Below are 19,431 nucleotides of genomic sequence, written 5' to 3' on the forward strand. Positions count from 1 at the left end.
ACGACTCTACGGTAGCCAAGCCAACGCCTGAGAAAACACCTGTACGTGCCGATAAGGGCGGAATTCGAGAAAAGTCGTCTTCTGCGGAAAAACATTCTTCAACAACTTCTTCAACTACACGTTCGAAAACTCCATCCAAAGCAGCGTCATCGCATAAATCGTCTGCCAGTCAAGGTGGTTCGAAGATTTCAGCTAAAACGGAGCAACAGCCCCAGGTATCGGCTGAATCCTCAAATGAATCTGAGCTTTCCGAGAGCAAACCAACAGCCAGTAAAATTTCGACTGCCAATAAAACACCCATCGAGCAGGATGAACTGGTTCGGCTTTCCCTGGGTATCGTTTCTCGTGGACGTTTTCAACCACGTCGTGAATTCAATCAGGATCGATTGGAAGAGCTTGCCGAATCCATTAAAACGCGTGGGCTAATGCAACCCATCGTGGTTCGCTCTTTAACCGTTGCCTCGGGTGATCGTCCCCGTTATGAGATCATTGCAGGTGAACGTCGTTGGCGTGCGGCCCAATTGGCAGGGTTGTCAGTGATCCCTGCGATTGTCCGCGAGTTGGATGACGAAGCGGCACTGGCACTGGCACTGATCGAAAATATTCAGCGTGAAGACCTCAACGTCGTTGAAGAATCCCTGGCATTGAAACGTCTGATGGATGAGTTTGAGCTTACGCAACAACAAACGGCAGAGGCAGTGGGTAAATCCAGAACGCAGGTAACCAATCTGCTACGCTTGCTTTCCCTTGAACCTGAAGTGCTGGGTATGCTGGAACGTCGTGAACTGGATGTGGGCCATGCGCGCGCGCTGCTGGCTTTAAAAGGCACACGCCAACGCCATACTGCCCGGGATGTTGTAGCCAAGGGTTTGACTGTCCGGCAAACAGAAGCATTGGTACGTCGATTGCTCAAACCGAAGAGTGAAGAGTTGCCGCGCAATAATGATGTGGCAAAACTGGAACTACAATTGGGCGAATTACTCGGGGCCGCTGTCAAAATTGACCATGGCAAGACTGGCAAAGGCAGCGTTTCAATCAAATATTCCAGTCTGGATGAATTGGACGGCATTTTGTCCCATATTCGCTGAATATTTTTTCAATCCAATAGGCTCAGGGTGCCAGATGAGATATACTATGCAGCGCTCTGAATATCAGTCCGCTGCTATTTGGACGGTGATTGTGGCTTAGGATTTTCTTATATTTTCGCTTGGGTTGTGGTGTTTTGTCGCGGTTGAGGAAAAAAATCGCTTTTTTTTCCTAATTCTCGCTGAAATTAGCATGTTTACGGCAATATTTTATTGATGCCACCTCCCCTCGACCTTTATAATCCCGCACAATTTTGTGGCCGACATTGATTTGTTTGGATTGACCGTCAAGGATTCTTCTCTGATTGATGAAATTGGGTGAAGAATTTAAGTGATCAATAAAATTGACATCAATGTTGGTTATTGATGTGTCTATGACTTCAAGTGAATGAGCACTCCATGAAAAGAGCGAGTTCCGCGGTGAAGATTCAACGTAAGCCGCGCGATACCCTACCTTTCAAATCCGTGTTGGTTCAGTTGGTGCTGGGCATCATCATTGTGGTTTTAACAGCACTGTTGGTGTCTCGTAGTGCTGCGGAAAGCGCCATGTGGGGTGGAATCGTCAGTATTGTTCCTGCCCTGTACTTCGCGCTCCGTTTTTTGCAGGCTTACTCCTCCAAAGGAGCTGCTCGATCGGTCGGTGTACTATATCGGGCAGAAGCAGGCAAGTTTGGTTTGACAGTGGTACTGTTCCTCGTGGTTTTTATACTGGTGCCGCCTTCAAACCCTGCTTTTTTCTTTTTTGCTTACATAGCGATTACGCTTGTTCAGTGGCTGGTACCCTGGCTACTGACACGTGTTTTTCGCTGTCGGATTTGAGGCGGATCAATGGCTAGTGGTTCATCGTACATCGGTCACCATCTTGAAAACCTGACCCTGGGATATCTCCCGGGGCATGGCTGGTCCTTTGCGCACAGTACGGCTGATGTTAAAGCCATGGGCTTTTGGGCTATCAATGTTGATTCAATGTTATGGTCGATAGTCCTTGGGGCTATTTTCCTTCTGATCTTCCGTGGTGTTGCCAAAAAGGCGAACACGGGTGTGCCGAAAGGCTTGCAAAACGTTGTCGAATATACGGTTGAATTTGTCAGCGGTTTTGTTCGTGACAGTTTTCAGGGCGAGAGCAAGCTTATTGCACCGTTGTCATTGACCATTTTTGTCTGGATTCTTTTGATGAACTCAATGGAATTCCTGCCAATGGACTTGATTCCCAGCATTGCAGGTTTGATGGGCATCGAGCATATGAGACCAGTACCGACCTCTGATCCGAATATCACCCTCGGTATCGCCCTAAGCGTTTTTGTACTGATTCTTTACTATAGTTTTCGAATCAAGGGTGTGGGCGGTTTTGCCAAAGAGCTCTCTTTCACACCTTTCAATCACTGGTTGTTGATTCCCTTCAACCTGATTCTTGAATTGGTAAATTTGCTGGTCAAGCCGGTATCACTCGGATTACGACTGTTCGGTAACATCTTTGCCGGCGATGTGATATTCCTGCTGATTGCAATGTTGCCCATTTGGGCTCAATGGCTGCTTGGTGTGCCGTGGGCTGTGTTCCACTTGCTCATTATTCCATTGCAGGCTTTCATCTTCATGATGCTCACCATTGTTTATCTGAGCCAGGCTCACGAACATCATTGATGAACTCAACTATCGATCCCCAGGTATGTCATAAGGGTATATCGAGAATCGATGAACGTCGTATGCAGCTAATACATGCTGTATGCATTTAACATCTGTTTTGTACTTAACCTAGCGTTACCCATAGGAGCTTCACCATGGAAATGATCTACGTCGCTGCTTCGATCATGATCGGTCTTGGCGCACTTGGCACTGGCATTGGCTTCGGTGTTCTCGGCGGCAAACTGCTTGAGTCAAGCGCTCGCCAGCCTGAACTGAGCAACATGCTTATGTCTCGTGCGTTCCTGATGGCTGGTCTACTTGATGCTGTGCCGATGATCGGTGTTGGTATCGGCCTGTATCTGATGTTCGCTGTCGCTGGCTAATCCTGCGGTGCCGGGTATCAGGATAAAACTCGCTCGGCTCTTAAGATTCCGGTAAACACGAATAGTCAAAGGTACATACCTGTGAACATTAACCTGACACTCATCGGACAGATGATCACCTTTGTGGTCTTTGTCTGGATCTGCATGAAGTATGTGTGGCCACCGATTTCTGGCGCACTCGCAGAGCGTGAGAAGAAGATTGCAGAAGGATTGAATGCTGCTGATCGCGCGAAGGAAGAGCTGGATCGTGCTCAGGCTGAAGCCGAACAGATCCTGCGTGATACGCGTGATGAGGCTGCAAAAATCGTTGAGCAAGCTCGCTCCCGCTCGAACAAGATGATCGAGGAAGCTCGTGATTCTGCCCGAGCTGAAGGCCAGCGCATGATCGATGAAGCGCATGCCCAGATCGAACAGGAGCTTCAATCTGCCAAAGAGGCATTGAGAGCTCAAGTGGGATCACTCGTCGTTCAGGGTGCCGAGAAGATTCTTGAGTCTTCGGTTGATGAGAAGAAACACGAAGATCTTCTCAACAAGCTTGCCGAAGAACTCTAAGGGGAACTCTGATGGCACAGTCGAATCCCGCTACCATTGCCAGACCATATTCCAAGGCTGCCTTTGAGGCAGCTGTTGAAGGCAAGGCACTGGAATCCTGGTCTCGCGCGCTGGCGCTGCTGGCTTCTATAGTCAAGCAACCGCGTGTTGTCGAGGTCATTGAAGATCCTCGACTCAACGCCGAGCGTCAAGCCGAGATCATTATCCAACTCTGTTCTGACGAGCTGGAACCGAAAGTAAAAAACTTCGTCGTTCTCCTCGCAGAACATAAGCGGCTTCCCGTGCTGGACGAGATCCATGCGCAGTTTGAGGTCGCTCGAGATGAATACGAGCGCCGCGTCGAGGTTAATATCATTAGCGCCTATGCGCTTAATGAGGAGCAGCAAAACAAGCTGGCTCAAGCGCTTAAGAAGCGTCTCGATCGAGATATCTCTATCACCACTTCAGTAGACGACTCGCTTATCGGTGGTGTCATCATTCAGGCAGGCGATACCGTTATTGACGGTTCAGTGCGTGGACGATTGGCAGAACTGAAAGATGGTCTAAAAGTCTGAGGTCAGGGGACATGGCATGCAGCAACTGAATCCTTCCGAAATCAGTGACATTATCAAGAGTCGTATCGACAACATCGATACTGACATCGAACCTCATAACGAGGGTACTGTCGTTAAAGTAGCTGACGGTATTGTTACCGTATATGGTCTGAATGACGCCATGTACGGAGAAATGATTGAATTTCCCAACGACGTGTACGGTATGGTGCTCAACCTTGAGCGCGATAGCGTAGGTATCGTTGTTCTGGGTGAATTCGAAAGCCTTTCCGAAGGCATGACTGCCAAGTGCACAGGCCAGATCCTTGAAGTTCCGGTTGGTCGTGAACTGGTAGGCCGTGTCGTGGATGCCCTCGGTAATCCTATTGACGGAAAAGGCGAACTGGGTACAACCCAGACGGATCGCGTTGAAAAAATCGCTCCCGGCGTTATCTGGCGCCAGGGTGTTGACCAGCCTGTTCAAACAGGTTTGAAATCAATCGATGCCATGGTGCCGATTGGTCGTGGTCAGCGTGAGTTGATTATCGGTGACCGTCAGATTGGTAAAACTGCTATCGCGATTGATACCATTATCAATCAGAAAGGTACTGGTGTTACCTGTGTTTACGTTGCGATTGGCCAGAAACAGTCCACTATCGCCGAGATCGTTCGCAAGCTCGAAGAGCATGGTGCGATGGAACACACCATCATCGTTAACGCAGGGGCTGCTGATCCTGCTGCGATGTTGTATCTGGCACCTTATGCCGGCTCTACCATGGGTGAATATTTCCGTGACCGCGGTGAAGATGCGTTGATCGTATTCGATGACCTGACCAAACAGGCATGGGCATACCGTCAGATTTCACTGTTGCTGAGACGTCCTCCGGGTCGTGAAGCTTACCCCGGTGATATTTTCTACCTGCACTCTCGTTTGCTTGAACGTGCATCACGCGTTAACGCTGAGTACGTTGAAAACTTCACCAAGGGTGAAGTCAAAGGTAAAACCGGTTCGCTGACAGCACTTCCGATCATCGAAACACAGGGTGGAGACGTAGGTGCATTCGTACCGACCAACGTTATCTCCATCACCGATGGCCAGATCTTCCTGGAAACCAGCCTGTTCAATTCCGGTATTCGTCCGGCGATCAGTGCGGGGCTTTCCGTTTCGCGTGTGGGTGGTTCAGCACAGACCAAAATCATCAAGAAACTGGGTGGTGGTGTTCGTCTGTCTCTGGCTCAATACCGCGAACTGGCGGCATTCTCGCAGTTTGCTTCTGATTTGGATGAAGCGACTCGCAAACAGCTTGAACACGGTAAGCGTGTCACCGAGCTGATGAAGCAGAAACAGTACTCTCCCATGTCCGTTGCTGAAATGGGTGTTTCACTGTATGCCGCTGACAATGGTTATCTAAGCGATGTTGCTGTTGATGATGTCCTGAATTTCGAGCGTGATCTGCTGGAATACATGCATGCAGAAAAAGCCGAGCTGATGGATAAAATCAATCAGAAAGGCGGCTATGACGACGAGATCCAGAAAGGACTCAAGGAAGCCGTCGAAAGCTTCAAAGCGACCCGTAACTAAATTCACTTTTATTTCTATCGGGAAATGAGGTGTAACGCGGCGCTTTAACATGTAGTCAATACATTCAGGGAAGGTACATTAGCCAAATGTACCTGACTGATTTAGCGCCGCAGTTCCGGGTTGGTTAGAGGAGATCGGTATGGCATCCGGAAAAGAGATCAAGCAACAGATCGGCAGCATCAAGAACACGCAGAAAATTACCAATGCGATGCAGATGGTCGCTGCCTCGAAGATGCGCCGGGCTCAAGAACGTATGGCGGCCAGTCAGCCCTATGCGAAAAAAATTCGCGAAGTCAGCCACCACGTAGCTGGCGGTCAGATGGATGTTAAACACCCTTATCTGGCCAATCGTGAGCTCAAGCGTGTAGGTATGATTGTTGTTTCATCGGATCGTGGTCTTTGTGGCGGGCTTAACGTCAACGCTTTCAAGACAGCGACCAATGAAATCAAGAAATACCGTGAAGAGGGAGTTGAAGTAGCCTTCTGCCCCATTGGTAAAAAAGCGGTGGGTTTCTTCCGTCGTCATGGTGGCGAAATGCTGGCAACCAAACAGGATTATGGAGATGCTCCCGAGCTTTCCGATCTTGTTGGCAGCATGAAAGTCATGCTCGATGCCTATGATGAAGGCAAGCTGGATCGCCTTGTCGTGATCAGCAACGAGTTTATCAACGCCATGACTCAAAAGCCCGTGGTTCGACAGCTTCTTCCCCTTGTGACTGACGATGAACAGTCGGATAAGGAAGAGCATCAGCCTAAAGCGGAGCAGGGAAAAATCTGGTCATATGAATATGAGCCAGACGATCCAAAAGTGATTCTTAATGAACTGTTGGTTCGCTATGTTGAATCGCAGATCTACCAAGCGGTGGTTGAAAACATCGCCTGTGAGCAATCAGCACGTATGATTGCCATGAAAAATGCTACTGACAACGCTGGTCAGATCATCGACGACCTGCAGTTGGCCTACAACAAGGCCCGTCAGGCGGCGATCACCCAGGAGATCTCCGAGATTGTCGGCGGTGCCGCGGCTGTTTGATGCCGTGGGTGATTGGAATAACTGGAAACAGTGACATGCCTGGCGGCATGCAAGAATCGCAGGTTTAGAGGACACCAGATGAGCGGACATATCGTACAAATCATCGGCGCTGTCATCGATGTGGAGTTTCCCCACGGTGAAGTGCCCAAGATCTATGACGCCCTCAATGTAGATAATACCGAGACAGTGCTTGAAGTTCAGCAACAGCTGGGTGACAACATTGTTCGTACTATCGCCATGGGCTCTACTGAAGGTCTGAAACGCGGCCTTCAAGTCACCAACACTGGCCATCCTATTCAGGTGCCGGTTGGTGTTAAAACACTCGGTCGTATCATGGACGTCCTTGGCCGTCCTATCGACGAAGCGGGCCCCATCGGTTCGGACGAAGTCATGTCCATCCACCGCAAGGCGCCGGGTTATGCTGATCAGGCTGCCTCAAACGAGCTGCTCGAAACGGGTATCAAGGTTATTGACCTTGTCTGCCCGTTCGCGAAGGGTGGTAAGGTGGGTCTCTTCGGTGGCGCAGGTGTGGGTAAGACCGTAAACATGATGGAGCTTATCCGTAATATTGCGGTTGAGCACTCAGGTTATTCTGTATTTACCGGTGTAGGTGAACGTACTCGTGAGGGTAATGACTTCTATCATGAAATGAAGGAGTCCAACGTTCTTGATAAGGTTGCGCTGGTTTATGGTCAGATGAACGAACCGCCGGGTAACCGTCTTCGCGTAGCACTGACTGGCCTCACTATTGCGGAAAAATTCCGTGATGAAGGTCGTGATGTATTGCTGTTCATCGATAACATCTACCGTTTCACCCTCGCAGGTACCGAGGTATCCGCACTGCTGGGTCGTATGCCTTCAGCAGTAGGTTATCAGCCGACTCTGGCTGAAGAGATGGGGATGCTTCAGGAACGTATTACATCGACCAAGAATGGCTCTATCACCTCTGTTCAGGCCGTCTACGTGCCTGCGGATGACTTGACGGATCCTTCTCCTGCAACCACGTTCTCTCACCTGGATGCGACGGTTGTACTTAACCGTTCCATTGCCGAGCTGGGTATTTATCCTGCGATTGATCCGCTGGACTCTACCTCTCGTCAGTTGGACCCATTGGTAGTGGGTGATGAGCATTACAACGTTGCACGTCGTGTTCAGGGTGTTCTGCAGCGCTATAAAGAGCTCAAGGACATCATTGCTATCCTGGGTATGGATGAGCTTTCTGATGAAGACAAGTCCATCGTTGCACGTGCTCGTAAAATCCAACGCTTCCTGTCTCAGCCGTTCTTCGTGGCTGAAGTATTCACAGGGGCTCCGGGTAAATACGTTTCGTTGAAAGACACCATCGCTGGATTCACCGGTATTCTTAACGGTGATTATGATGATCTGCCTGAACAGGCATTTTACATGGTTGGCGATATCAACGAAGCTATCGAGAAAGCGAAGAACATGCAGTAAGCCGGAAAGGCATCGCCACTGGGTGTTATAAACTCAGTGGTCGACTTTTCCCTTATGCAGTTCTTGAAGGGGCTGCTAACCGTAGCTCCCGCAGGAGACCAAGATGGCAAATACTGTTCAATGCGACATCGTCAGTGTTGAGAGATCAATTTTTTCTGGCAAGGCGACTCAGGTTATTGTCCCGGGTAGTGAAGGTGAAATGGGCGTGCGTCCAGGTCACGAACCCTTGCTGACGCTTCTCGCACCTGGCCCTGTTCAGGTCACTTTGGAAGATGGCAAGGATCACATCTTCTATGTCTCTGGCGGTATTTTGGAAGTCCAGCCGGATTCCATTTCCGTACTGGCTGATACTGCTGAGCGCGGTGGTGACCTTGATGAGGCAGCTGCCCAGAAAGCATTGGAAGAAGCGCGTAATGCAGCTTCCCAGAAATCATCCGATTTCGATTACACCACAGCACTGGCTGAAATTGCTGAGGCTCAGGCAAGGCTGCGTGCATTGAAAAAAGCACGTGGCATGTAATGTCCACTCGCTTTCAGCAATAAAGTAGAATCATCTTCCGGAAGATCCGGAAGCCATGATCCTTGAATGCCCTGACTTCGGTCGGGGCATTTTTATTTCATACGTGTCACTATCAGGCATAATATTCAGATACGTTGCACAGTTGTCGGGAACACGTTCCTGAATCAGCTTTCTGCCCCCTCATGATATACAGGAGTTTGCATGCCTATTGATGTGGTCATCCTTGCCGCTGGTCAGGGAAGTAGAATGAAATCCTCCTTACCCAAGGTATTACACCCGTTGGCAGGGCGTCCGATGATCCAGCATCTGTTGGATACGGTTAAGCAGCTCAGTGATGCACGGATACATCTTATTGTGGGTCATGGTGCCGATCAGGTGCAGAAAGCCTTGGAAGGCCAACCTATCAATTACGTTTTTCAACATGAACAATTGGGTACAGGGCATGCTGTTGCCCAGGCATTACCCTCTCTGGGGGATGGCCCGGTCCTCTTGTTGAATGGCGATGCACCCTTGTTGAGCCTGAAAACGCTCGAACGACTATCCACCGGGCTGGATCGTGATCAGCTCACACTTCTCAGCGTTATGCAGGATGATCCTACCGGTTATGGGCGTATTGTACGTGATACTGAAGAGCAGGTTGTGGCAATTGTCGAGCAGAAAGATGCCTCGCCCGAGCAACTGACTATTCATGAATGTAATACAGGCCTGATGGCCACAACAGGCCGATTACTCAAGAAATGGCTCCCCCGCCTGAAACCCGAAAATGCCCAAGGTGAATATTACCTGACAGATATCGTGGGTATGGCGCATCAGGATGGAACACCGCTTGCTGCGATTCAGGCAGAGTGTGTTGAAGAAGTTTCCGGCATAAATGATCGTCGGCAATTATCCGTACTGGAACGCTGGTACCAGCAACGCCAGGCTGATCGGGCCATGGCTGATGGCGCAACTCTGGCTGATCCTGCCCGTTTTGATCAACGCGGAACACTCACATTGGGGCAGGATGTTTTTATCGATGTAGGGTGTATCTTCGAAGGGGATGTCACTCTTGAAGATAACGTACACATTGGCCCCTACTGTGTCATCCGTCACTCACATATCGGGGCGGGTAGTCATATCGACGCCTATAGCCATATCGATAATGCCCGTGCCGAAGGCGATAACAGGGTGGGCCCCTTTGCACGCTTGCGTCCGGCAGCTCATTTGGAACGCAGTGTACATATCGGTAATTTTGTTGAAATCAAGAAAGCCACCATCGGTACTGAAACCAAAGTGAATCATCTGAGCTATATTGGCGATGCCAAGGTGGGTAAAGGGACCAATATCGGTGCGGGTTCTATCACCTGTAACTATGATGGCGTGAACAAACACCTCACTGAAATAGGGGATCGCGCCTTTATTGGCTCGAATTCCGTCATGGTGGCGCCTATCTCCATCGGTAATGATTCCTTTGTTGCAGCCGGGTCTACATTGACTGATTCCGTGGGAGATAGCGTTCTTGCCATTGGCCGTAGCCGACAGGTTGTAAAAGAAGGATGGAAGCGTCCGGGCGGCAAATAACATCTCGTTTATACTTTTTTAGACGAAAAGTGCAGGAAAAAGGAATCTTACTCTAGACTTATAATGTTTTGAAACGAAACTATTGAACGCCGTTTTCGAAAATTGTAATATTTCGGAAACGGCGTTTTTTATATTAGAGCCTGAGTTTTGTTGGTTCGACAGATTCAAAGTCGCTTATAAGTCATCGTTTAACACGGCACCACGCTTAAATTATGGTTCGTAAATCGAGTGAACGGCGAGAGCAAATCATGGCTCTCCTGGAAGACAGGCAACAGATGAGTGTCGAAGCGCTTTCTGATTATTTCGATACATCAGAAGTTACGATTCGAAAGGATTTGACGCGTCTGGAAGAAAAAGGGTTGCTGATTCGTCGTTATGGGGGTGCCTCCCTGCTTCCTCATGAAAGCACAAGCCAGAAAGGGCCCACTGCTATCAAGCAGAGGATCGCCGAAGCGGCACGTAAGCGTATTCGTGACCATGCCCGCATTGTAGTGGATTGTGGCAGTACCACGAGCGCGATGATTCCTGAGCTCAAGGATATTCTTGGCTTGGTTGTCATGACGAATTCGCTCGAAATCGCGACCCAACTGTGTGAGTTACCCAATCATCCCTCTCTATTGATGACAGGTGGAACATGGGATGAACGTTCCATGTCCTTCCAGGGGAATAACGCAGAGCAAATGTTGCGTAGTTACGACTTTGATCAGTTTTTTGTGGGAGCCGATGGGATCGATATCGAGCGGGGCTCAACGTCTTTCAAGGAGCTACTGCGACTTTCACAAGTGATGGCCGAGGTATCCCGTGAAGTTATTGTCATGGCAGAAGCCGACAAGATTGGCCGTCGCATGCCGAATCTGGAGCTAAGCTGGGGCAATATCGATGTGCTTATTACCGACGATCGGATCCTTCCGCAGGATCTTCAAAACATCAAGGACCATGGCGTAGAGGTTGTTGTGATTGAATATGTCGAACCCAAAGGCTGATTATTCATTGCTCTTCCATTAATAAATGCCATCTTAAATAAATTTGTAATTCAAGTTTGAGGCTACTGCTGATGCTTACATTCAGCAGAGTATGAGGAGAATCCCATGTGTGGAATTGTTGCCGCTATTGCTTGCCGAGAGGTTCAGGGCATTTTACTGGAAGGACTAAAACGCCTTGAATACCGCGGCTACGACAGCGCAGGTATCGCGACGATGGATGATTCTCTTCATCTCGAACGCCGTCGTTCAATTGGTAAGGTCGCAGCGTTGGAAGCCGAGCTGGATAACGCGCCCTTGCATGGACACTGTGGTATTGCACATACCCGTTGGGCGACCCATGGCCGCCCGACTGTTGCCAATGCGCACCCTCATTTCTCCAATGATCGTTTGGCGATTGTCCATAACGGCATCATTGAGAACTACGAGCCCCTACGTAAAGAGCTGCAGGCCGAAGGGTATACCTTCACCTCGGACACTGATACAGAAGTCATGGCACACCTGATTGATCGCGAATATGATCGGGTGAAAGATCTGCACAAAGCCGTCTACAACGTCATTTCTCAGCTTGAAGGCGCCTATGCCATTGCCGTTATGCATAGCAGCGAACGTGACCGCATTATTGGCGCGCGTAAAGGGAGCCCGCTGGTGGTAGGCGTAGGCGTTGATGAAGCATTTTTGGCTTCTGATCCATTGGCGCTCTTACAGGTCACCGATCGTTTCATTTACCTGAAAGAAGGTGACGTCGTTGATCTTTCTGCCCATGGTGGCATCGATATCTTTACGGCAGACAATACCCCTGTCGAGCGTGAGATCATCACTTACGAACATGGCGATGGTGCTGCCAGCAAAGGCGATTATCGCCACTTCATGCAGAAAGAGATCTTCGAACAACCTGCCACTATCGCGGATACGCTGGAAGCCCGCCTGGGTGCCGATCATGTGCTACCTCAGGCCTTTGGTACCAATGCAGAAGCTCTTTTCGAACAGGTAGACAACATCCATATCGTTGCCTGTGGCACCAGCTATCACGCAGGAATGGTGGCACGGTACTGGATAGAAAAACTGGCCGGTATTCCAACGCAGGTCGAAGTGGCATCCGAGTACCGTTACCGCGATGTCGTTGTTCCCCGTAACACGCTGTTTGTAAGCATTTCCCAGTCGGGTGAAACGGCCGATACCCTCGCGGCGCTCCGTTATGCTCAGGAGAGCGGCAAGTACCTTAGCAGCCTAAGTATTTGTAACGTGCCGGGCAGTTCCCTGGTACGTGAATCCGAATTGAGCCTGATGACGCAGGCTGGCCCCGAGATCGCCGTTGCCTCTACCAAAGCCACGACCACGCAGTTGGTCGCCATGATGTTGCTGACCCTCTCCCTGCGCCATGTCCGTCATGGTCAGGATGAAGTCGAAGCACGACTGGTTCAGGGGCTACGCCATTTGCCTAACGCGATTCGCGAGACCTTGGCACTTGATGAAGGTATAGAAAAGCTTTCTGCTGAATTTGTCGAAAAACACCATGCCCTGTTTTTGGGAAGAGGCGCGCAGTACCCGATTGCACAGGAAGGTGCTCTCAAGCTGAAAGAAATCTCCTACATTCATGCAGAAGCCTACGCCGCGGGTGAGCTTAAGCATGGCCCATTGGCGTTGGTAGACAGCGACATGCCTGTGATTGCAGTGGCACCGAATGACAACCTGCTTGAAAAACTGAAGTCCAACCTTCAGGAAGTGCGTTCACGCGGTGGCCGTTTGTATGTCTTTACTGACGAAAATACGCATCTGGATGCGGGTGAAGATGTCACCGTCTTGAAATTGCCTTCGATTGAAGAAGACCTTGCCCCGATCCTCTATGCCATCCCGATGCAATTGTTGGCGTATCATATCGCCGTGTTGAGAGGCACGGATGTGGATCAGCCAAGGAATCTGGCGAAGAGCGTGACCGTGGAGTGAGGGTAGTTTTTGATGGGATGACAATTGTCGGATGAAAATAAAGATTCATCCTTAAAAATAAAGTGTCATCCTTGAAAATATAGTTTCATCCTCATAGCCTGAAGCTGTTTTATACCTTATGCTGTAACTAATGGTAATAGCACACCAAAAGTCATGCATAAGGGAAACAGTGAATGGCCTCTCAAGAAAAAAATACCGATACCTCCCCTGAGCTTGAATACGCCGATAGCCTTTGGAAAATGGCTGACAAGTTGCGTGGTAGCGTTGAGCCCAGTGCATACAAATACATAGTGCTGGGTCTTATTTTCCTCAAGTATATTTCTGATGCCTTTGAAGGACGCCATGCCGAGCTGATGGTAGAAGGTGAATGGGCGGCCGAAGACAAGGATGAGTACCTGGCAGACAATATCTTTTGGGTCCCCAAGAAAGCCCGTTGGTCCCTCCTTAAGGATAATGCTCGGCAGCCGGAAATCGGTGAGCTGATCGATGATGCCATGCGTGCCATTGAGGCAGAAAACGAACCATTGAAAGGGGTTCTACCCAAGGATTATGCGCGTCCTACGTTGGACAAGCGCATGCTGGGTGACCTTGTAGATTTGGTCTCAGGTATCGCGCTGGGTGATAAGCAAAGCCAGGCTAGGGATGTGCTTGGGCGCGTTTATGAGTACTTCCTGAATCAGTTTGCCGGAAGTGAAGGCAAACGTGGTGGAGAATTCTATACCCCACGTTCTATTGTACGGTTACTAGTTGAGATGCTGGAGCCTTATGAAGGCCGTATCTACGATCCCTGCTGCGGCTCTTCTGGTATGTTTGTGCAGAGTGAGCGTTTCATCAAGGAACATGGTGGGCGTATTGGTGATCTGGCTATCTATGGGCAGGAACGTGTCCACGCCACCTGGCAGCTCTCCAAGATGAACCTGGCGATCCGTGGCATTGATGGTGATATTGCCTGGAACAACGAAGGCAGCTTCCTAAAGGATGAATTTGCTACCCGTACAGATAGCCATGGCGTACCGATCAAGGCAGATTTTATCCTGGCTAATCCTCCGTTCAACGTATCGGACTGGAGCGGCGAGCATTTACGCGATGATGTGCGCTGGAAGTTCGGGGTTCCTCCCGTAGGTAATGCCAACTTTGCCTGGTTGCAGCACATCTACTATCACTTGGCGCCCAAGGGCACTGCCGGTGTGGTATTGGCCAACGGCTCCATGAGCTCTAACTCAAGCGGTGAAGGCGAGATTCGCACGGCGATGATCGAAGGTGATGCCGTGGATTGTATGGTAGCCCTGCCCGGACAGTTATTCTTTTCTACCCAGATTCCTGCCTGCCTGTGGTTTATGGCAAAAGATAAGTCTGGTGGTGGCAAAAAGCAGCTACGTGATCGTCGTGGTGAAATCCTCTTCATCGATGCCCGGAATATGGGGCGTATGATTGATCGTACCCGCCGTGAATTGTCTCCCGAAGATATCCAGAATATTGCAGCTACCTACCATGCATGGCGGGGTGAATCCGAGGGCTATGAAGATGTCCTGGGTTTCTGCAAGTCCGCCTCACTGGAAGAAGTCCAGAAGCAGGGGTATGTACTAACACCCGGTCGTTATGTTGGTGCTGCTGCTGAAGAAGATGATGGCATTCCTTTCCCTGAGAAGATGGCGAAGTTGAGTGCTCAATGGTTTGAGCAGCAGGAAGAAGGTAGGAAGCTGGATGCAGCTATTCAGGCTAATTTGAGGGGGCTTGGGTATGGCCTTTGATATCGAATGGAACGAGAAGTTGCTGGGAGAAGTATCCAGCAACCACGATGGTAAGAGGAAACCAGTTAAGCAATCAGATCGCAATCCAGGGCCCTACCCTTACTATGGTGCTTCGGGGATTGTGGATTATGTTGATGATTATCTTTTCGATGGGCTTCATTTGTTGATAGCAGAAGATGGCGAAAACCTTAGGACCAAACAAACTCCCATTGCCTTTCTTGCGAATGGGAAATGTTGGGTAAACAACCATGCCCATATCGTAACAGGTGGCGAGGAAGTCTCTACAAGGTATCTCCATTATTATTTTCAAACGGTCGATATACAGCCCTATATTACTGGAGCTGTTATGCCGAAGCTCAATCAAGCTAATCTGAACCTCATACCTGTAAAATACCCAGATGTTGCGTATCAAAAAAAAATTGAGCATTTGCTAGGCACCCTCGACGACAAAATCGACCTCAACCGCCGCCAAAACGCAACTCTGGAAGCCATGGCTCAAGCTATCTTCAAGGACTGGTTCGTCGATTTCGGCCCTGTACGCGCCAAGATGGAAGGGCGTGAAGCTTACCTGCCTGAAGAAATCTGGCAACTCTTTCCTGATCGTCTGGATGAGGATGGTGGTAAGCCTGAGGGGTGGAAGCTAGAAACACTTGGAGACAACTTTAACTTAACCATGGGACAGTCTCCAAAAGGTGATACCTACAACGATGATGGAGATGGTTTGCCTTTCTTTCAGGGCAGAACAGACTTTGGTTTTAGATATCCATCTAATCGCAAATATTGTACTGATCCTAAAAGGCTGGCATCAGCAGAAGATACCCTAGTTAGTGTTAGAGCCCCCGTAGGTGATATCAACATGGCGTCAGAAAAATGTTGTATTGGTCGAGGGGTCGCAGCAATTAGGCATAAAAGTGGCGCAAGAGGTTTTACCTACTATTCGCTTCGACAAATACAAAAGGAACTCCAATCATATGAAAGTGAAGGAACTGTATTTGGTTCTATAAACAAGAAGCAATTTTCTGCATTGTCCTTTTTAAAAGCTGATGGTGAACTGATTGATGCTTTTGAAAGGCAAATAGCTTCACTAGACGACAAGGTTAGTTTGAATACTAAAGAAACTATAAACCTTAGCAATCTCCGAGACACCCTCCTTCCCAAACTTATCTCCGGCGAGCTACGCATTCCTGATGCTGAACAGGTAGTTGAGGAGTCCGTCTGATGGCGTTTATTTCGGAAGATGAGCTTGAACAAGGGCTAATTGCCCAGTTGGCAAGTTTGGGATTTCAAACCAGCAACGATGATGTCATTGGCCCTGATGGTAGTGCACCGGAAAGGACATCCTACAAGGAAGTAATTCTGCACGATCGGTTGGTGAATGCCATTGCGCGGATCAACCCTGATATGCCTGCATCAGCATGTCAGGATGCTGTACGTCAGTTGACAGGTACGCAATTCAATCGATTGATTGAAGAGAACCATCGTATCCATATGCTACTGGCAGATGGTGTGACGGTTGAGTATGACAACGCTGACGGTGAACAGGTTGCAGGACGAGTCTATCTGGTCGATTTTAGTAATCCAGCCAATAATGATTGGTTGGCGGTACAACAGCTTACCGTGATAGCAGGACATTATAATCGCCGCCCTGATGTCGTTATCTTCCTTAATGGATTACCGGTTGCGGTCATCGAACTGAAAGCACCCGGCGCTGAAAATGCCACGATTGAGGGCGCTTTCAACCAATTGCAGACGTATAAGGAACAGATCCCTTTGCTGTTCCATACTAATGCTTTGTTGGTGACATCAGATGGATTCAATGCTCGGGTTGGTTCTTTGTCTGCCGATATTGAACGCTTTATGCCTTGGCGAACGACTGATGGTCGAGAAGTTGAGCTCAAGGGTAGCTATGAGCAAAGTACCTTAATTGAAGGTCTCTTCGAACACGGAAGATTTCTTGATCTGCTGCGCCATTTTACGGTGTTTAATCAAACCGATAATGGCTTGGTCAAGATTATTGCAGGTTATCACCAGTTTCATGCTGTCAAAAAAGCGGTTACGTCGACATTGCGTGCCAGTAATGCGTTGCCGGCCGAGCAATTGCTGGGGCGTGAGTCATTTGAGGTAAAGGATCAACGGCAGGGCGATCATCGAGCTGGTGTGATTTGGCATACCCAGGGATCGGGAAAAAGCCTTCTAATGGCGTTCTATGCAGGCATGATGGTAGTTGAGCCTGCCATGAAGAATCCGACATTGGTGATTGTGACGGACCGTAATGACCTGGATGAACAGCTCTTCAGTACTTTCTCTCGTTGTCATGAGCTTATCCGACAGACCCCTGTGCAAGCAGAAGGGCGAGATCATTTGCGGGAACTGCTCAATCGGGCCTCGGGCGGAATTGTCTTTACTACCCTGCAAAAGTTCTCACCGGAACAAGGTGAACAGGACTTTCCCAAGCTGACTGATCGCAGTAATGTCATTGTGATTGCCGATGAAGCGCACCGTAGTCAATACGGATTCAAGGCTCGTATGGATGGCAAGGATGGTGAGATTTCTTACGGGTTTGCCAAGTATTTGCGGGATGGATTGCCCAATGCTTCCTTCATTGGCTTTACCGGAACCCCAATCGAATCGACAGATGTAAATACCCCCGCCGTGTTTGGTCATTACGTGGATGTCTATGACATTAGCCGTGCTGTCGAGGATGGCGCGACCGTCCCCATCTACTATGAGTCACGACTGGCTAGAATCAGCATCGATGATGATGAGCGGCCTCGAATTGATAATGAAGTTGAGGAAGTGCTCGAAGGCGAAGACGAAAATTCGATTGAGCGTATTAAACAGAAATACAGCACGGTAGAAGCACTGGTGGGCAGTGAGAAACGACTGTCCATGGTGGCTAGCGATCTCGTCCAGCATTTTGAGGCTCGTCTGCAGGCACTTTCCGGCAAGGGCATGGTGGTATGCATGAGCCGCCGTATCTGCGTCGCCATGTACAATGAAATTATCCGGATCCACCCCGAATGGCACAGCGATGAAGATGACAAGGGGGTGGTGAAGGTCGTTATGACAGGGAGTGCATCGGATCCAGAGGAATATCGACCGCATGTTTCCAACAAAAAGCGCGCGGAAGACCTGGCTAAACGCGCTCGTAATCCCGATGACCCGCTGAATCTGGTGATTGTCCGAGATATGTGGCTGACCGGTTTCGATGCTCCCTGTATGCATACCATGTATATCGACAAGCCGATGAGAGGACATGGGTTAATGCAGGCGATTGCACGTGTTAACCGGGTGTTCCGCGACAAGCCGGCAGGTTTGGTGGTCGACTACATCGGGATTGCCCAGAACCTCAAGGCTGCCCTAAGCCAATACTCTGAATCCGATCAGGAGAAAACAGGGATCGATGAGGAACAGGCTATCGCAGTGATGCTGGAGAAGTATCAGATCGTCTGCGATATGTTCTATGGCTTTGATTACCGTTCTGCCCTACAGGGAAGCCCTCATGAGCGCATGCAGATGATGGCCGGTGCAATTGAATGGATTCTTCAGAAACAGCAGGAGTGGGCAGCGAAGGAAGAGTCGGAAGAAGGAAAAAAGAAGGCACAGCGTAAGTTTGCTGACTGTGTACTGGCACTCTCCAAGGCGTTTTCTTTGGCCTCAAGCTCGGATGACGCACGCAATATTCGTGATGAGGTAGGCTTCTTCCAGGCCATTAATGCGGCGTTGGCCAAGAGTGAGCGTAGTGCTACCAGCCAAGCCAAGGATCATGCTCTGGCAATCCAGCAGATTGTCAGTCGCTCGGTAGTTTCAACGGATATTGTAGATATCTTCAAGGAATCGGGCATTCAGACACCGGATATTTCGATTCTGTCGGATGAGTTTCTTGCAGAAGTGGCCGGGATGGAGAAAAAGAACCTTGGTATTGAGGCGCTTCGCAAACTCCTGAACGATGATATTCGCTCACAAAGTCGAACCAATGTGGTTCAGTCGAAAGCATTCAGCGAGCGCCTGGAAAATTCCATTGCCCGCTACCATGCCAATGCACTGACCTCGGCAGAAGTCTTGCAGGAACTGATTGATCTTGCCAAACAGATCAGGCAATCACTCAGCCGCGGTGAGGAAAAAGGCCTGTCACAGGAAGAAATCGCTTTCTATGATGCCCTGGCCGAAAATGAATCAGCCATTGATATTATGGGTGACGACCAATTGAAGGTGATTGCTCACGAGCTGCTGAAGAGTCTTCGTCAGAACGTCACGGTCGATTGGGCTCAGCGGCAAAATGCCCGGGCACGTATCCGAGTATTGGTGAAACGCATTTTACGCAAGTATGGTTATCCACCCGATTTGCAGGATGATGCGGTACAGACTGTGTTGAAGCAGGCAGAAGCTTTGTCCGCCAGCCTTTCTGGATAAACTCTGGGGAGTTGATG

16 protein-coding genes are annotated in these 19,431 nt (G+C 49.5%); all 16 read left to right on the forward strand.

Going from position 1 to position 19,431, the window contains the following annotated elements; all coding sequences use genetic code 11:
• Positions 1-185 precede the first annotated feature (185 nt).
• The 16 genes from LMG33818_RS08415 (at position 186) to LMG33818_RS08490 (ending at position 19,414) form a co-directional block, all read left to right on the forward strand.
• Entirely contained in the window at positions 186-1,088 is a 903-nt protein-coding gene (locus LMG33818_RS08415) for a ParB/RepB/Spo0J family partition protein (protein WP_442323133.1), read from the forward strand.
• Positions 1,089-1,484: 396 nt separating this feature from the next.
• On the forward strand, positions 1,485-1,904 hold the full coding sequence (locus tag LMG33818_RS08420) for an ATP synthase subunit I (protein ID WP_442322929.1): 420 nt from the start codon (positions 1,485-1,487) through the stop codon (positions 1,902-1,904).
• Between the two features lie 9 nt (positions 1,905-1,913).
• Positions 1,914-2,726, forward strand: coding sequence for a F0F1 ATP synthase subunit A (atpB, locus tag LMG33818_RS08425; RefSeq protein WP_442322930.1), 813 nt, complete (start codon positions 1,914-1,916; stop codon positions 2,724-2,726).
• Positions 2,727-2,863: 137 nt separating this feature from the next.
• Positions 2,864-3,091, forward strand: a complete 228-nt coding sequence (gene atpE / locus LMG33818_RS08430; RefSeq protein WP_442322931.1) for a F0F1 ATP synthase subunit C — start codon at positions 2,864-2,866, stop codon at positions 3,089-3,091.
• 81 nt (positions 3,092-3,172) lie between these two features.
• Entirely contained in the window at positions 3,173-3,643 is a 471-nt protein-coding gene (locus tag LMG33818_RS08435) for a F0F1 ATP synthase subunit B (protein WP_442322932.1), read from the forward strand.
• A gap of 11 nt (positions 3,644-3,654) precedes the next feature.
• Positions 3,655-4,197: a F0F1 ATP synthase subunit delta gene (locus LMG33818_RS08440; protein WP_442322933.1), complete on the forward strand. Its 543-nt coding sequence runs from the start codon at positions 3,655-3,657 to the stop codon at positions 4,195-4,197.
• A gap of 16 nt (positions 4,198-4,213) precedes the next feature.
• Positions 4,214-5,755, forward strand: a complete 1,542-nt coding sequence (gene atpA / locus LMG33818_RS08445; RefSeq protein ID WP_442322934.1) for a F0F1 ATP synthase subunit alpha — start codon at positions 4,214-4,216, stop codon at positions 5,753-5,755.
• Between the two features lie 139 nt (positions 5,756-5,894).
• Positions 5,895-6,788: a F0F1 ATP synthase subunit gamma gene (gene atpG / locus LMG33818_RS08450; protein WP_442322935.1), complete on the forward strand. Its 894-nt coding sequence runs from the start codon at positions 5,895-5,897 to the stop codon at positions 6,786-6,788.
• Positions 6,789-6,866: 78 nt separating this feature from the next.
• Positions 6,867-8,243, forward strand: a complete 1,377-nt coding sequence (gene atpD, locus LMG33818_RS08455; RefSeq protein ID WP_442322936.1) for a F0F1 ATP synthase subunit beta — start codon at positions 6,867-6,869, stop codon at positions 8,241-8,243.
• 103 nt (positions 8,244-8,346) lie between these two features.
• Entirely contained in the window at positions 8,347-8,763 is a 417-nt protein-coding gene (locus LMG33818_RS08460) for a F0F1 ATP synthase subunit epsilon (RefSeq protein WP_442322937.1), read from the forward strand.
• A gap of 201 nt (positions 8,764-8,964) precedes the next feature.
• Positions 8,965-10,323, forward strand: coding sequence for a bifunctional UDP-N-acetylglucosamine diphosphorylase/glucosamine-1-phosphate N-acetyltransferase GlmU (glmU, locus tag LMG33818_RS08465; RefSeq protein ID WP_442322938.1), 1,359 nt, complete (start codon positions 8,965-8,967; stop codon positions 10,321-10,323).
• 212 nt (positions 10,324-10,535) lie between these two features.
• Complete coding sequence (locus tag LMG33818_RS08470) at positions 10,536-11,306, forward strand: DeoR/GlpR family DNA-binding transcription regulator (protein WP_442322939.1); 771 nt, start codon at positions 10,536-10,538, stop codon at positions 11,304-11,306.
• Between the two features lie 105 nt (positions 11,307-11,411).
• Positions 11,412-13,250 carry a glutamine--fructose-6-phosphate transaminase (isomerizing) gene (glmS, locus tag LMG33818_RS08475; protein ID WP_442322940.1) on the forward strand — a complete coding sequence of 613 codons (1,839 nt, stop codon included), beginning with the start codon at positions 11,412-11,414 and terminating at the stop codon, positions 13,248-13,250.
• A gap of 173 nt (positions 13,251-13,423) precedes the next feature.
• Positions 13,424-15,001, forward strand: a complete 1,578-nt coding sequence (locus LMG33818_RS08480; protein WP_442322941.1) for a type I restriction-modification system subunit M — start codon at positions 13,424-13,426, stop codon at positions 14,999-15,001.
• Positions 14,991-16,220, forward strand: coding sequence for a restriction endonuclease subunit S (locus LMG33818_RS08485; protein WP_442322942.1), 1,230 nt, complete (start codon positions 14,991-14,993; stop codon positions 16,218-16,220). Before LMG33818_RS08480 ends, LMG33818_RS08485 begins: the two co-directional genes overlap by 11 nt.
• Entirely contained in the window at positions 16,220-19,414 is a 3,195-nt protein-coding gene (locus tag LMG33818_RS08490; RefSeq protein ID WP_442322943.1) for a type I restriction endonuclease subunit R, read from the forward strand. The genes LMG33818_RS08485 and LMG33818_RS08490 overlap by 1 nt, the downstream gene beginning before the upstream one ends.
• Positions 19,415-19,431: the final 17 nt, after the last annotated feature.

This window comes from Cernens ardua (assembly GCF_051251085.1).
GTDB classification, from domain to species: domain Bacteria; phylum Pseudomonadota; class Gammaproteobacteria; order Pseudomonadales; family Halomonadaceae; genus Cernens; species Cernens ardua.

Bases quoted from the DNA above. Each gene is read 5' to 3' on its own strand.
- LMG33818_RS08420 (WP_442322929.1), top strand. From the start codon at position 1,485: ATGAAAAGAGCGAGTTCCGCGGTGAAGATTCAACGTAAGCCGCGCGAT.
- atpB (WP_442322930.1), top strand. From the start codon at position 1,914: ATGGCTAGTGGTTCATCGTACATCGGTCACCATCTTGAAAACCTGACC.
- atpE (WP_442322931.1), top strand. From the start codon at position 2,864: ATGGAAATGATCTACGTCGCTGCTTCGATCATGATCGGTCTTGGCGCA.
- LMG33818_RS08440 (WP_442322933.1), top strand. From the start codon at position 3,655: ATGGCACAGTCGAATCCCGCTACCATTGCCAGACCATATTCCAAGGCT.
- atpA (WP_442322934.1), top strand. From the start codon at position 4,214: ATGCAGCAACTGAATCCTTCCGAAATCAGTGACATTATCAAGAGTCGT.
- atpG (WP_442322935.1), top strand. From the start codon at position 5,895: ATGGCATCCGGAAAAGAGATCAAGCAACAGATCGGCAGCATCAAGAAC.
- atpD (WP_442322936.1), top strand. From the start codon at position 6,867: ATGAGCGGACATATCGTACAAATCATCGGCGCTGTCATCGATGTGGAG.
- LMG33818_RS08460 (WP_442322937.1), top strand. From the start codon at position 8,347: ATGGCAAATACTGTTCAATGCGACATCGTCAGTGTTGAGAGATCAATT.
- glmU (WP_442322938.1), top strand. From the start codon at position 8,965: ATGCCTATTGATGTGGTCATCCTTGCCGCTGGTCAGGGAAGTAGAATG.
- LMG33818_RS08470 (WP_442322939.1), top strand. From the start codon at position 10,536: ATGGTTCGTAAATCGAGTGAACGGCGAGAGCAAATCATGGCTCTCCTG.
- glmS (WP_442322940.1), top strand. From the start codon at position 11,412: ATGTGTGGAATTGTTGCCGCTATTGCTTGCCGAGAGGTTCAGGGCATT.
- LMG33818_RS08480 (WP_442322941.1), top strand. From the start codon at position 13,424: ATGGCCTCTCAAGAAAAAAATACCGATACCTCCCCTGAGCTTGAATAC.
- LMG33818_RS08485 (WP_442322942.1), top strand. From the start codon at position 14,991: ATGGCCTTTGATATCGAATGGAACGAGAAGTTGCTGGGAGAAGTATCC.
- LMG33818_RS08490 (WP_442322943.1), top strand. From the start codon at position 16,220: ATGGCGTTTATTTCGGAAGATGAGCTTGAACAAGGGCTAATTGCCCAG.